At 61.2% G+C, this 13,865-nt stretch carries 16 protein-coding genes; 5 read left to right on the forward strand and 11 right to left on the reverse strand.

The features are described 5' to 3' along the window. Positions 1-6 precede the first annotated feature (6 nt). The 10 genes from pabC to FAZ30_RS19780 form a co-directional block, all read right to left on the reverse strand. A complete protein-coding gene (pabC, locus tag FAZ30_RS19735; protein ID WP_124641971.1) occupies positions 7-822 on the reverse strand; it encodes an aminodeoxychorismate lyase in 816 nt (271 codons plus the stop codon). Next, entirely contained in the window at positions 822-2,114 is a 1,293-nt protein-coding gene (locus tag FAZ30_RS19740; protein WP_137010086.1) for an aminodeoxychorismate synthase component I, read from the reverse strand. Before FAZ30_RS19740 ends, pabC begins: the two co-directional genes overlap by 1 nt. Before the next feature lie 128 nt (positions 2,115-2,242). Continuing rightward, positions 2,243-3,484 (reverse strand): beta-ketoacyl-ACP synthase II, encoded by a 1,242-nt coding sequence (fabF, locus tag FAZ30_RS19745; protein WP_137010087.1) that lies wholly within the window; start codon positions 3,482-3,484, stop codon positions 2,243-2,245. 164 nt (positions 3,485-3,648) lie between these two features. Continuing rightward, a complete protein-coding gene (gene acpP / locus FAZ30_RS19750) occupies positions 3,649-3,888 on the reverse strand; it encodes an acyl carrier protein (RefSeq protein WP_019103041.1) in 240 nt (79 codons plus the stop codon). Positions 3,889-3,996: 108 nt separating this feature from the next. Next, complete coding sequence (gene fabG / locus FAZ30_RS19755; protein WP_103525189.1) at positions 3,997-4,734, reverse strand: 3-oxoacyl-ACP reductase FabG; 738 nt, start codon at positions 4,732-4,734, stop codon at positions 3,997-3,999. A 64-nt stretch (positions 4,735-4,798) separates the two neighbouring features. Next, positions 4,799-5,728 carry an ACP S-malonyltransferase gene (fabD, locus tag FAZ30_RS19760; RefSeq protein WP_137010088.1) on the reverse strand — a complete coding sequence of 310 codons (930 nt, stop codon included), beginning with the start codon at positions 5,726-5,728 and terminating at the stop codon, positions 4,799-4,801. Positions 5,729-5,882: 154 nt separating this feature from the next. Then, the gene (locus FAZ30_RS19765) at positions 5,883-6,842 is read right to left on the reverse strand and encodes a beta-ketoacyl-ACP synthase III (RefSeq protein ID WP_124641963.1); all 960 of its coding nucleotides are present in this window, start codon (positions 6,840-6,842) and stop codon (positions 5,883-5,885) included. Between the two features lie 7 nt (positions 6,843-6,849). Further along, a complete protein-coding gene (plsX, locus tag FAZ30_RS19770; protein WP_124641961.1) occupies positions 6,850-7,887 on the reverse strand; it encodes a phosphate acyltransferase PlsX in 1,038 nt (345 codons plus the stop codon). 65 nt (positions 7,888-7,952) lie between these two features. After that, positions 7,953-8,132, reverse strand: coding sequence for a 50S ribosomal protein L32 (gene rpmF, locus FAZ30_RS19775; RefSeq protein ID WP_103525193.1), 180 nt, complete (start codon positions 8,130-8,132; stop codon positions 7,953-7,955). A gap of 35 nt (positions 8,133-8,167) precedes the next feature. Further along, complete coding sequence (locus FAZ30_RS19780) at positions 8,168-8,668, reverse strand: YceD family protein (RefSeq protein WP_124641959.1); 501 nt, start codon at positions 8,666-8,668, stop codon at positions 8,168-8,170. A gap of 59 nt (positions 8,669-8,727) precedes the next feature. Here FAZ30_RS19780 and FAZ30_RS19785 point away from each other — a divergent pair, with 59 nt between their 5' ends. From FAZ30_RS19785 to pncB, 3 genes are read left to right on the forward strand one after another with little or no spacing between them, the layout of a single operon-like run. Further along, positions 8,728-9,309 (forward strand): Maf family nucleotide pyrophosphatase, encoded by a 582-nt coding sequence (locus FAZ30_RS19785; RefSeq protein ID WP_124641957.1) that lies wholly within the window; start codon positions 8,728-8,730, stop codon positions 9,307-9,309. After that, positions 9,306-10,010 (forward strand): SAM-dependent methyltransferase, encoded by a 705-nt coding sequence (locus FAZ30_RS19790; RefSeq protein WP_124641955.1) that lies wholly within the window; start codon positions 9,306-9,308, stop codon positions 10,008-10,010. The genes FAZ30_RS19785 and FAZ30_RS19790 overlap by 4 nt, the downstream gene beginning before the upstream one ends. A gap of 20 nt (positions 10,011-10,030) precedes the next feature. Next, positions 10,031-11,230 carry a nicotinate phosphoribosyltransferase gene (gene pncB, locus FAZ30_RS19795; protein ID WP_199730961.1) on the forward strand — a complete coding sequence of 400 codons (1,200 nt, stop codon included), beginning with the start codon at positions 10,031-10,033 and terminating at the stop codon, positions 11,228-11,230. Positions 11,231-11,259: 29 nt separating this feature from the next. Here the strand turns inward: pncB and FAZ30_RS19800 are convergent, their stop codons facing one another. After that, the gene (locus tag FAZ30_RS19800; RefSeq protein ID WP_137010089.1) at positions 11,260-12,117 is read right to left on the reverse strand and encodes a Rossmann-like and DUF2520 domain-containing protein; all 858 of its coding nucleotides are present in this window, start codon (positions 12,115-12,117) and stop codon (positions 11,260-11,262) included. Positions 12,118-12,226: 109 nt separating this feature from the next. Here FAZ30_RS19800 and FAZ30_RS19805 point away from each other — a divergent pair, with 109 nt between their 5' ends. Both FAZ30_RS19805 and FAZ30_RS19810 read left to right on the forward strand, forming a co-directional pair. Continuing rightward, positions 12,227-12,799, forward strand: coding sequence for a LemA family protein (locus tag FAZ30_RS19805; protein ID WP_137010090.1), 573 nt, complete (start codon positions 12,227-12,229; stop codon positions 12,797-12,799). Positions 12,800-12,802: 3 nt separating this feature from the next. After that, positions 12,803-13,744, forward strand: coding sequence for a hypothetical protein (locus FAZ30_RS19810; RefSeq protein WP_137010091.1), 942 nt, complete (start codon positions 12,803-12,805; stop codon positions 13,742-13,744). The last annotated feature ends 121 nt before the right edge of the window (positions 13,745-13,865 follow it).

The following is a 13,865-nucleotide window of genomic DNA, read 5'->3' on the forward strand; positions in this document are numbered from 1 at the left end:
TCACCATCAGACTTGTTCAGCCAGCAGGGCTTGTAGCTGCCGGCAGCAGTCATGCGTTTGTATCAGCGGCTGACCATCGAGGCTGGCCACCGGCCACAGGCCGATCAGGCTGTTGGAGAGGAACACCTGCTCGGCTTGCCACAGCCGGGCCGGGGCGATGTCCGCCTCTTCCAACTGATAGCCCAGCTGCGGCGCATGGGCAAACAGCCAGTCGCGCAGCATGCCCTGTACGCCGTTCTGGTCCAGCCGGGGTGTGACGATGAGCTGCCCTTCCACCAGATAGACATTGCTCATGGTGGCTTCAATCAGCAAACCGCGCTGGTCCAGCATCAGCCCTTCATGCATGTCCGGGTCGCTCCATTCGGAACGGGCCAGTACGTTTTCCAGCCGGTTCAGGTGCTTGATGCCCGCCAGCAAGGGCTGACAGGACAGCCGGGTATCACACCAGCGCACATTCACCCCGTCACGGGCGCGCTCCAGCGGATAGCCCGCCCACGGAGTAACCGACACCATACGGGTGGGCTGGCAAGCAGCCGGCATGGCATAGCCGCGTGCGCCCACGCCACGGGTGAGCACGATCTTGGCCACGCCCAACTCCACTCCGCTGGCCAGCTGGCTGATTTCATCCAGCAGCAAGGCTTCATCCGGCAGCGGCAGTTTCAGCCGGGCCGCGTCGGCCAGCAGCCGCGGGTATTGCCAGGCCCACAGCCGCGGCTGGCCGTGGCGGATTTCGATGGTGCGATAGATGCCGTCGCCATAGGCCAGGCCACGGTCCAGTGCGGAAATCTGCTCGCCGGGCTGGCCGTTGATCAGCATGGCCATCAGGCTTGCTCCACGCCCAGCGCACGCAGCAGGCCACGCGCCTTGTGGCGGGTTTCCTGCAATTCGCGTTGCGGGTCAGAATCGGCCACGATGCCGCCACCGGCGCGGAAGCGCAGCTGCTGCCCTTCCTGCATGAAGGTACGGATCAGGATGTTCAGGTCCATGCTGCCATCGCGGTTGAGATAGCCCAGGCTGCCGGTATAGGCACGGCGTGCGCTGTTTTCCAGCTCGCGGATGATCTGCATGGTGCGTACTTTGGGGCAGCCGGTGATGGTGCCGCCGGGAAACAGGGCGCGGATGGTGTCCAGCGGCGAGACATCGTCACGCAGGCGGCCACGGATATTGGATTCGATGTGATGAACATAGGCGTAGCTTTCCACTGCCATCAGTTCGTTCACCTCTACCGTGCCGGGCTGGCTGATGCGGCCCAGATCGTTGCGCTCCAGGTCGATCAGCATCACATGCTCGGCCCGCTCCTTGACGCTGGAAATCAGCCGCTGCTTGAGCACGCCATCTTCGACGGGGTCGGGCGAGCGCGGATGGGTGCCGGCAATCGGCCGGGTATCTGCCCAGCCATCGCGTACCCGCACCAGCCGCTCCGGCGAGGAGCTGACAATCTGCGCGCTGCCAAAATCGGCCAGCGCGGAAAACGGTGCCGGGTTGGCCCGGCGCAGGGCAGCAAACAGGTCGGGGGCCTGTACTTCCGGCCCCAGTGCGGCCCGCCAGCCACGCGAAATGTTCACCTGGAACACATCGCCTTCGTAAATGTAGTTTTTCAGCCGCAGTACAGCGTCGGTATACCAGTGCGGCGAGTCTTCTTCCAGCGTCTGCAGGCTGACCGCTTGCGGCACAAAAGCAGGAATGCTGCGAACCAGCTCACCCAGCCGCTGCCAGTCGTCGGCGCTTTCCGCCACGATCCACGCAGTCTGCTCACGGCGGTTGATCAGAATGGCTGCCGGTACCCGCGCCATGGCGGCTAGTGGGAAACTGTCGGGCAGGGACTCGGCCACGCGTGGCTCGAACTGCGACAGCAAGTCGTAGCCCAGGTAGAGGAAATGCCCGCCGACAAAGGGCAGATGGTGTGGATTGTCCACCGCTTGCGGCTGAAACTGGCGCAGGGCCTCGACCAAGGCCTCGCCCTCACCAGCGTGGTACAGCGTGGTGCTGTGGGCGGCAAACAGCATGTCCCAGCCCTGCTCGCCGGAGGACATCAAGAGATAGGGGAAGTCAGCGCGACGGGCGGCATGCAGGGCCAGCAGGTCGGGCAGGAAGTCGAGTCGTTCGGTGAACATGCCAGATCCGGAAAGGCGGCATGAAGACGCCGCACAAATAAGAAAACCGCCGCGAGTGTATCGCAGCGGTTCGGGCTGTCAATCCATTTGCGCGCTGCACCGCAGTATGCGGCACGGCGCGCCAGGCATTACATGCGCTTGAATATCAGCGTGCCGTTGGTACCACCAAAGCCAAACGAGTTGGAAATGGCGATATCGATGTGCATGTCACGCGCGGTATTGGCCACGTAGTCCAGATCGCAACCGGATTCCACATCCTGCTCGTGCAGGTTGATGGTGGGTGGCGACACCTGGTTGTAAACAGCCAGGATGGAGTAAATGGCTTCCACACCACCAGCGCCACCCAGCAAGTGGCCGGTCATCGACTTGGTCGAATTCACCACCAGCTTTTTGGCGTGGTCACCAAAGGCGATTTTCAGCGCATTGGTTTCGTTGGCATCACCCAGCGGAGTGGAAGTACCGTGCGCATTCACATACTGCACCTGGTCCGGATTGATCCGGGCATCGCGCAGTGCATTCTGCACGCCGCGGGCCGGGCCTTCCGCACTCGGAGCGGTGATGTGGTGGGCATCGGAGCTCATGCCGAAGCCGATCAGCTCGGCATAGATACGCGCACCACGCTTGACCGCGTGCTCGTACTCTTCCAGCACCAGCACGCCGGCACCTTCGCCCATCACAAAGCCGTCGCGGCCCTTGTCCCAGGGACGGGACGCGGTTTCCGGATCGTCATTGCGGGTGGACAGCGCCTTCATGGCGGCAAAACCGCCCATGCCCAGCTTGGAGATGGCACCTTCGGCACCGCCGGCCACCATCACGTCGGCGTCGCCATACTGAATCATCCGTGCCGCATCACCGATGCAATGCGCACCGGTGGTGCAGGCAGACACGATGCCATACGACGGGCCTTGATAGCCCTTCAGGATGGATACGTGGCCGGCGATCAGGTTGATCAGCGAACCCGGAATGAAGAAGGGGCCGATCTTGCGGGCACCGCCCTGCTGTACCGCTACACCGGTTTCCTCGATCAGCGGCAGGCCGCCGATACCGGAACCGATGTTGACGCCAACGCGGGTCTTGTCCAGATCGGCAACATCGTCCAGACCGGAATCGGCTACCGCTTGCAGCGCTGCTGCAATGCCGTAGTGGATGAACAGGTCGGAGCGACGGGCTTCCTTGGGCGAGATATACGCGCTGATGTCGAAGTCTTTGACTTCGCCGGCGATCTGGCAGTTGAGCTCGCTGGCATCAAAACGGGTTACTTTGCCGATGCCGCTCTTGCCGGCCAACAGATTGGCCCAGCCGGTAACGACATCATTGCCGACCGGGGAAATGTGTCCCAGACCGGTTACTACAACTCTGCGTTTGGACACGAAGAATCTCCGTGAGAGGTGGGAGGCAGTCTCCCGATGATCCCACAAGGTCTGTTTGATCATTATTACAATCAAACGGGCGTTTGGAATCCTCTATAACAAAAGAACCTCTGCTGGCGAGCCAAGGCCGCACCGCGCAGAGGTCCTGTACAGGCCTGAAAATATTACTTGTTCAGGTGGGCGGTAACGTAATCCACGGCTTGCTGAACAGTGGTGATCTTTTCAGCTTCTTCGTCCGGGATTTCGCACTCGAACTCTTCTTCCAGAGCCATTACCAGCTCAACGGTGTCGAGGGAGTCAGCGCCCAGATCATCAACGAAGGACGATTCGATCTTGACTTCAGCTTCGTTTACGCCCAGTTGTTCGGCAACGATCTTTTTAACGCGCGCTTCGATGTTTTCCATTTGTCTAAACCCTTGACCTTTCTGATTCGGGATAACAAAACCCGTGTATTCTACAAAAAAAAATTAGAGCAGCCCACCTAAATCTTGTCTTTTGTTCGACAAGCTAGTTCAGGGCATGAACATGCCACCATTTACATGCAGTGTCTGACCGGTGATATAGGCTGCGCGGTCGGATGCCAGGAAGGATGTTGCATCGGCAATATCCTTGGCATCGCCCAGACGGCCCAGGGCAATTTGCCCCACCAGCGCCTCGCGCTGCGCTTCCGGCAGCGCGCGGGTCATGTCGGTATCGATGAAGCCCGGTGCCACGCAGTTGACCGTGATATTGCGGCTGCCAACTTCGCGTGCCATGGACTTGGTGAAGCCCATGATACCGGCTTTGGCTGCCGCATAGTTAGTCTGACCTGCATTGCCGGTGGCACCCACCACCGAGGCGATGTTGATGATACGGCCCCAGCGGGCCTTCATCATGCCGCGCAGCACGGCCTTGGATGCCTTGAACACCGACTTGAGGTTGGTGTCCATGATGGCATCCCAGTCGTCGTCCTTCATGCGCATCAACAGGCCATCGCGGGTGATACCAGCGTTGTTGACCAGAATGGCCACGCCGCCGAATTCCTTGTCGATGGCATCCACCAGCGCTTCGATGGCACCGTCTTCGGTCACGTTCAGCACGCGACCGGCACCACCGGCAGCCGCCAGGCGTTCGTTGATGGCAGCAGCACCGGCTTCCGAGGTAGCAGTGCCGATGACAATGGCGCCCTCGGCTTGCAGCGCATCGGCAATGGCTGCGCCAATGCCGCGCGAAGCGCCGGTGACCAGGGCTACTTTGCCTTGCAGACTCATTTCGGATGTCTCCTTGTTATGGGCGTCAGCACGCGGCGGGCCGACTGGCGACCCGCCACGGATATCATTGCAGTTCGGCCTTGGCCGTTTCCAGCGCAGCAGTGTCGGTCAGCGCCAGGCATTTGACGTTGCCGTCAATGCGCTTGGCCAGACCTGCCAGCACCTTGCCCGGGCCACATTCGGCCATGGTGACGATGCCGTCGCCAGCCAGCTTCTGGATGGTTTCGGTCCAGCGCACCGGGCTGTACAGCTGACGCACCAGTGCATCACGGATGTCGGCGGCGTCGCTGTAGCTGACGACGTCGGCATTGTGCAGCACCGGAATGGCCGGGGGATTGATGTGTACTTGCAGCAGCGCTTCAGCCAGCTGCATGCCGGCCGGCTTCATCAGCGCACAGTGCGAAGGCACCGACACCGGCAGCGGCAGCGCACGCTTGGCACCACGGGCCTTGCAGGCTTCCATGGCGCGCTCGACGGCCGCCTTGGAGCCGGCAATCACCACCTGGCCCGGCGAATTGTAATTGACGGCTTCCACCACCTCGCCATTGGCCGCCTCAGCACACGCAGCGCGCACTTCGTCATCGGACAGGTTGAGGATGGCCGCCATGGCCCCCTGCCCGGCCGGTACGGCGTTCTGCATGGCTTCGGCGCGCAGGCGCACCAGCTTGACGGCTTCGGCAAACGGCAGCGCTCCGGCAGCCACCAGTGCGGTGTATTCACCCAGGCTGTGTCCGGCCACCACCGACGGCTGCTGACCGCCTACTTCCTGCCAGGCCAGATAAGTGGCCACACCGGCAGCCAGCATGATGGGCTGGGTATTGACGGTGGCATTGATGGCCTCGGCGGAATCCGCCTGCAACATGGCCCACAGGTCCACGCCCAGCGCGGTGGAGGCTTCTTCGAAGGTGTGCTTGACGACCGGCAGGTCGGCAAAGCCATCCATCATTTTCAGGCTTTGCGAGCCCTGACCGGGAAAGAGAAAGGCAAACGCCATAGACAGTCTCCGCAAATACGACGGAATAATAATCGACGGAAGAATGCGGCAAACCAGACCATTCTGCCAAGCACTCAGATCAAACGCCCATGCAAATGGGCGTTATCTCATGCCAGGCAGCGCATGGCCGTGACCGGCCTTCCGTCGCGAAGAATCAGTACTTCAGCAGCACGGCACCCCAGGCAAAGCCACCGCCAATCCCTTCCAGCAGAATGGTCTGGCCACGCTGGATGCGACCATCACGCACCGCGTGATCCAGCGCCAGCGGAATGGAGGCAGCCGAGGTATTACCCTGTTGCGGCAATGTCACGATCACCCGCTCCATCGACATGCCCAGGTGTCTGGCCGTGGATTCGATGATGCGCAGATTGGCCTGGTGCGGCACCAGCCAGTCGACTTGCGCCTTGTCCACGCCAGCCTCGGCCAGGGTGGTGGCAGCAATCTCGGACAAGGCCTTGACCGCAAACTTGAATACCGCCGGGCCGTCCATGTGCAAGAAGGGAATGCCCTGGATCTTGCCACCGGAAATCTGCGCCGGGGTATTGAGGATGTCCTTGTAGCGGCCATCGGAGGCCAGCTTGGCATGCAGGATGCCCGGCTCGTCCGATGCGCCCAGCACGACCGCGCCCGCACCATCGCCAAACAGCACGCAGGTACGGCGGTCTTCCCAGTCCATCACGCGCGACATCACTTCGGCACCGACCACCAGCACCTTGCTGGCCATGCCGCCCTTGATGTAGTTGTGCGCGGTAGTGAGGGCAAACATGAAGCCGGCACACACCGCCTGCACGTCGAAGGCAGCACAACCGTGAATACCCAGCTTTTCCTGCAACAGGCAGGCGGTGCTGGGGAAAATCATGTCAGGCGTGGTAGTGGCGACGATGATCAGATCGATCTCGCCCTTGTCGATGCCAGCGCTCTGGATCGCCGCCTCGGCGGCTTTCAGGGCCAGATCACTGGTGGTTTCTTCATCGGACACGATGTGGCGGGCGTGAATGCCAGTGCGCGAAACAATCCATTCGTCACTGGTTTCCACGCGCTCGGCCAGCATCGCATTCGTGAGCACATTGGATGGCAGATAACTGCCAGTGCCTAGAATGCGGGAATGGGCCATGTATTAATCAGTTCGCTTCCGGCTCGGGCTGCTTGAGGTTGTTTAATTGGTGTGCAACCCGGTCGGTAATATGACCAATCACGTCGGAGCCGGCTTCCTCGCAAGCCTGTTCCAGCGCGAAACGGAATCCTACGGCATCAGTTCCGCCATGGCTTTTCACCACGATGCCGCGCAGGCCCAGCAGGCTGGCACCATTGTAGCGACGCGGATCGACGCGGTTGCGGAAATGCTTGAGCACCGGCATGGCAGCCAGCGCGCACAGGCGGGTCCACCAGTTACGGGTGAATTCCTGCCGCAGGAAGTAGGCAATCATGTGCGCCAGCCCCTCGGCTGATTTGAGCGCCACATTGCCGGTAAAACCGTCGCAGACTACCACATCTACCGTGCCTTTGTAGACGTCGTTGCCTTCGACATTACCGATGAAATTCAGCTCGGACTGGCGCAGGTATTCGCCGGCGCGCTTGACGCTGTCGTTACCCTTGATGTCTTCCGAACCGATATTGAGCAGCCCGACACGGGGATTGGCATTGCCGGTAATGCTGGATACCAGCTCCGAACCCATGATGCCGAACTGCAAGAGTTGTTCTGAGGTGCAATCGACGTTGGCGCCCAGGTCCAGCATGCAGGTGCTGCCCTTGACTGACGGCATCATCTTGGCGATGGCCGGTCGTTCGATGCCCGGAATGGTTTTGAGGACAAAGCGTGCGGTTGCCATCAGTGCGCCGGTATTGCCGGCAGACACGGCAGCTTGCGCTTCGCCTTCCTTGACCAGATTGATCGCCACCCGCATCGACGAGTCTTTCTTGTTTTTCAGGGCCAGTTGCGGCGACTCGTCCATGCCTACCACTTGCGTGGCATGACGGATATGGACGCGCGAACGCGCAACACCCTGATGGCGGGACAATTCAGCCTCGATGGCTGCCTGGTCTCCGACAAGAATCAGATGGGCGTTGGGATGGTCTTGCAGGAATTGGATCGATGCTGGGACGGTGACCTTGAGGCCAACGTCACCGCCCATTGCATCAACCGCGACGGTGATAGTCATCAACGTGTACGGTAGTGAAACCTACCTGTTTTTATGAAGGTAAGTATTGGGTGAAAAAGGACGAATTATTCGCCTTTGGTCTTAACGACCTTGCGACCACGGTAGAAGCCGTTCGGGCTGATGTGGTGACGCAGGTGGGTTTCACCGGTCGTCGGCTCGCTAGCCAGCGACGGAGCGGTCAGAAAATCGTGTGCACGATGCATGCCGCGCTTGGACGGGGACTTTTTGTTCTGTTGAACAGCCATGTTCGACTCCTAGGAAAATCGCGTGTATTGATAATTCAAGACTTGGAGATCTTCAACGTGGCCAGCACCGCAAACGGATTGGGCTTGTCAGCCTTGGCACGCGTCAGAGCTTCCGAACCGCATTCGTCGTGTTTCGTCGAGTGCGGCAAGCCCATGATGATTTCGTCTTCGATCATTGCCACCACATCAAGCTCTTCCAGGGCGAGAATGGCGTCCAGCGTTTCGTCCAGTTCTACGGCTTCATCCAGCTTTTCCTGCCGGGTGAACAGGGTCACCACCACATCGGTGGCTACCTGGTAAGGCATGGCTTCCAGACAACGCTGGCAGCTTACCATTACGTCTGCATTCACCCGGAGGCGAAGGGACAAACGGGACGAACCATCACGAAAACCTTCCACGGTGTATTCCACCGTACCGGAGGTATCGGACAGGTCGCTGTGCACACGCTCGTCAAGTGCGCTGACGGGCATTTTGCCGGTCATTTCGCGGCCCTCACGGGCGAACTTGAGCGGGTCGATCAAAATCGGGTTAGACATAAACCCAGCATGATATAATCTGCCCCCCTGATTTGTCAAAATAATCAAGCAATACCATCATGCAGATCATACTGGCTTCCACCTCCCGCTATCGTCAGGAAATCATCAGTCGGCTGGGCCTTCCCTTTGAGGCCGTCGCTCCCGTTTGTGACGAAACGCCCCTGCCCGGCGAAACCGCACTGGACACCGCAGTACGCCTGGCGCGCAGCAAGGCCCAGTCGCTGGCTACCCGCTACCCTGCGGCCTTGATCATCGGCTCCGATCAGGTAGCCTTGCTCGACGGCCAGCAGATCGGCAAGCCCGGCTCCTTTGAAAAAGGTGTGGCCATGCTGCAGTGGATGAGCGGCCGTACCGTGGTGTTTCACTCGGCACTGGCGCTGTACAACAGTGCCAGCGGCCACCTGCAGGAAACCGTGGGCATGACCCGTGTCACCTTGCGCCAACTCACCGAACAGCAGATCCGCAACTATCTGACCCGTGAGCCGGATGCCCTGCACTGCGCCGGCAGCGCCAAGAGCGAGGGCCTGGGCGGCGCGCTGTTGCAAAAAGTGGAATCGGACGACCCCAGTGCCCTGATCGGCGTGCCTCTATTCGACCTGATCAGCATGCTGAACGCCGAAGGCGTGGAGATACTGCAATGAGCGGAACCCTGTTTCTGATTCCCGCCCCGCTGGGCGATGAAAGCATCGCCTGGCTGCCGGCAGCCGAGGCGGCCAAAGTGCTGCATATCCGCCACTTTGTGGTGGAGGCTGAAAAAACCGCGCGCAAGCACCTGAAAGCACTGGGGGTCAGCACGCCGATCCGCGAGCTGGCCATGAGCACGCTCAACGAACATACCAAACCCGGCGATGTGGCCGCCCTGCTCGCTCCCTTGCTGGCGGGCGAAGATGTGGGCCTGATCTCCGAGGCTGGCTGCCCGGCAGTGGCCGACCCCGGCGCACAGCTGGTGGCACTGGCGCATGAGCGCGGCATCCGCGTCGCGCCGCTGATCGGCCCCTCGTCCATTTTGCTGGCACTGATGGCCTCGGGGGCCAATGGCCAGTGTTTTGCCTTCCACGGCTATCTGCCGGTGGATGCCACCGAAAAGGCCAAGCTGGTGAAGGAGCTGGAACAACGCTCGCGCCAGCGCAATGAGACCCAGGTATTTATCGAAACGCCTTACCGCAATAATGCCTTGCTACAACAATTGCGCGAAACGCTGGCTCCGGCCACCCGGCTGGCAGTGGCTTGCGATCTGACCCTGCCCAGTGAAACCATTGTCAGCCGCCTGGTGAAAGACTGGCCGCAAGCTGCGCCAGACTTCCACAAGCGCCCGGCCATTTTCATTCTGCACGCTGCCTGAAAGGCCACGCCATGCCCAAGCTGCCGCCGCTGATCCACTCGCTGCTGGATACCGACCTGTACAAGTTCACCATGCTGCAGGCGATTCTGCACCAGTTTCCGGCGGCTTACGGGCAATATGAATTCCGCTGCCGCAACCAGCCGGACTTCCCGCTGGCCCAGCTGCACCAGGAACTGGAAGCGCAGCTGGACTGGTTATGCCAACTACAGTTCACCCAGCCGGAGCTGGCCTATCTGCGCAGCCTGCGGTTCATCAAGAGCGATTTTGTTGATTATCTGGAACTGTTCCACCTGCAGCGCCGCTTTATCAAGGTGAGCTGCCAGGGCGATGCGCTGAGCATTCATATCGAAGGCCCGCTGGTGCAGGCCATGTTCTTTGAAATCTTCGTGCTGGCCATTGTCAACGAGCTGTATTTCCGCCGGCTGGACACCCCGCAGGCGCGCGAAGAAGGTCAGCGCCGGCTGGACGCCAAGATTGCTACCCTGCTGCGCTTCGAAGCCGAAGAAAGCGCCCAGCAGCGCTTCCCCTTGCTGATTTCAGACTTCGGCACCCGCCGCCGCTTCAGCCGCGAGTGGCAGCAACAGGTGGTGGAACAACTCAATGCCGCCCTGCCCAAGGTGTTTCGCGGCACCAGTAACGTGTGGCTGGCATGGAAACTGGGCATCACCCCCATCGGCACCATGGCACACGAATTTTTCCAGGCCTTTCAGGCATTGGGCGTGCGCCTGCGCGATTTTCAGAATGCGGCACTGGAAGCCTGGGTACAGGAATACCGCGGCGACCTGGGCATCGCGCTCACCGACGTGGTGTGCATGGATGCCTTTCTGGCCGATTTCGACCTGTACTTTGCCAAGCTGTTCGACGGCCTGCGCCACGACAGTGGCGACCCGCAGGAATGGGCGGACAAGGCCATTGCCCACTACCGCAAGCTGCGCATCGACCCGGCCACCAAGATGCTCACCTTCAGCGATGGCCTGAGCGTGGACAAGGCGCTGGCACTGCACCGCCGCTACAGCCCGCACATCCAGGTGAGCTTTGGTATCGGCACCCACTTTACCAATGACATGGGGCTGGAGCCGCTGCAGATCGTGCTGAAACTGGTGAGCTGCAATGGCCAGCCGGTGGCCAAGCTGTCGGACAGCCCTGGCAAGACCATGTGCAGCGACCAGACCTTCCTCGCCTATCTGCGCCAGGTATTCAAGGTGGCGCAACCGGACTGAGCCTTCGTTCGCTAGATCATCAACAGGTTTCAGCCGCCAGCCAGTACAGCCCGTAGCGACTGCCCGGCCTCGGCCGGCAGCCGCGCTCCGGCCAGCGCCACGGTACGCTCGCCCAGCGCCCGGTACACTGCTTGCATGTCGGCAGGCAAGGCTGCCAGATGCCGCGCCACGGTAGCCACATCCCCCCGCACAATCGGCCCGGTCAGCGCCGCCTGCGGCCCCATGCTCAGCGCATTGGCCAGACTGCCCTGCATCAGCGGCCCCAGCAGGGCTGGCAACAGCTGCTCGCCCACACCGCCTTGCAAGGCCAGCTGGCGGGCCAGTTCAGTCAGCGTAACCAGATAATTGGATGCCACCGACAAGGCCGCGTGATACGCCGCCTTGCCACCGGGGGCCAGCGCAAACGGCCGCGCACCGATGGCGGCGGCAAAATCCTGCAGCGCCACACAAGCCGCCGCATCGCCCTCCAGCGCACACAAGGTGCCGGCAAATTGTTCGACCGCCCGGGCCGGGTCGGCAAAGGAAAATGCCGGATGCAGGCTGGCAACACTGGCCCCCGCCGCACGTAGCGGCGCCAGCACCTCGGCTTCGGCCGCGCCACTGGCATGGAACACCACGCTACCGGACCGCACCGCGCCACTGGCCAGCAGGGCTTGCGCCACACCGGCAATGGCGTCGTCCGGTACCGACAGCAGCAGCAGATCCGCCGCCGCCAGATCTTTCAGCGCATCCACAGCACGCCCCTGGCCAATAAATGACACCGCCTCCCGTGCCGACTCATGGCTGCGCGCCAGGCAATCCACCACCCGACAAGCCCCACTAACCACCGCCAGGCGGCCCAGGGTACGGCCCACACGTCCGGCTCCGATGATGTTCAGACTCTGCATTCCAGACTCTTTCTTGACAGTCACAACGGCATGGCAGACCATGCCGCTACAATAATTTTGCTTAACAGCATTTTACTCGCCACTACCGCACTCTCGGGGAGCCAGAGCCATGAAGCTGGTGATTTTCCTTGGCGTCATCGCCGTCATCCTGTTTTATTTCATCACCCTGTACAACGCGCTGGTCAATCTCAAGCATGCCGTGGCGCGTAGCTGGGCCAATATCGACGTGCTGCTCAAACAGCGCCACGACGAATTGCCCAAGCTGGTGGAAGTGTGCAAGCAGTATGCCCAGTTCGAGCAGCAAACCCTCAGCCGCGTGATGGAAGCCCGTTCGGCAGTGGCGCAATATGCCCAAAGCCGCAATATGGAAGGGCTGGGCCACGAGGAAGGCAAGCTGCGCGGCTTGATCGGCCAGGTGCTGGCCGTGGCGGAAGCCTACCCCGAACTCAAGGCCGACCAGCAGTTTAGCCATTTGTCCGAGCGCATCAGCCAGCTGGAAGACCATATTGCCGACCGGCGCGAACTGTACAACGACGCCGTCAACCTCAACAACGTGCGCATCGAGCAATTTCCCGATGTGCTGATCGCCCGCCTGTTCAATTTTCCCACCGCCCGCGCCCTGCAGTTTTCCGCAGCGGAAAAGCGCGATGTCGACCTGCGCCAGCTGTTTCAGCGGGACTAAACCATGTTGTGGCTCAGTTCGCACTGGACTCGCAGCGGCTGGGCCGCTTTCAGCCTCTACCCCCTGCTGGCTTTCATCGGATTCAAGCTCGGCCTGCCTTCTTTCCTGCATGGCGTACTGCCCGCGCTGCTGGCCTGCGGGCTGATCGGCTGGTGGCTGAATTATCGCCGCTACCGGCTGATTGCCGACACGCCAACCGCCCATGCCGCTTCTGCGGCGCTGGGTCATGTGGAATTGTGCGGCGTCGCCCGCAATCACCCACTGGCGGCCAATTACAGCCCTTACTCCGGCCGCCGCTGCGTCTGGTATCGCTGCTGGCGTTATCACAATGACCGGCGCGGGCTGAATGGAGGCAGCACGCTGGATCCCTTTGAGCGCAGCAATGGCCTGGCATCGCTGCCGGAAAACTCCGAGCTTTCCTTCCTGCTGCTGGATGGCAAACAGGAGGTCATCATCAACCCGGAAGGGGCAGAGGTGATTGCGCCGCACCGTGAAAGCTGGCAGGAAGGCAATGAAACGCTGGTAGAGGAATGGATAGCAGAAGGCGACCCGCTCTACGTGCTGGGCCAGCTGCAAAGCCACGGCGGCAGCCGGCCGGATCAACACAGCTTCCGCCAGGATGTCGGCGCCAAGCTGGCCGAATGGAAACAAGACCAGCCCGCCCTGCTACGCCGCCACGACCTGGACGGCGATGGCAAGATCAGCGAGCAGGAATGGCTGCTGGTGCGAGCAGCAGCTGAACGCGAGGTGCGACAAAACTACCAGCAACTGGCCAGCACACCGCCCACCTTGCATATTGGCAAGCCGGATGACGGCAAGCCCTACCTGATCAACACCCTGCCTCCCCGGCAGGTGGCGCGCAGTTATCGCCTGCGCGCCTGGCTGCATGCGCTGGCAGCCCTGCTCAGCTTTATCGCCTGGCTGTACAGCGGCCTGTCCGCTTAGCCGCAGCCCACACCATTGCCACGGCTGCGCAGACTTTCACTGCGACGAGTGCATGACAAAGCAATTCCACCTATCATTAGCCAGCCTGCATACCCCGCAGCCACAAGAGCGCCACAGCGCC

It is taken from the genome of Aquitalea aquatilis (assembly GCF_005155025.1).
GTDB classification, from domain to species: Bacteria; Pseudomonadota; Gammaproteobacteria; order Burkholderiales; family Chromobacteriaceae; genus Aquitalea; species Aquitalea aquatilis.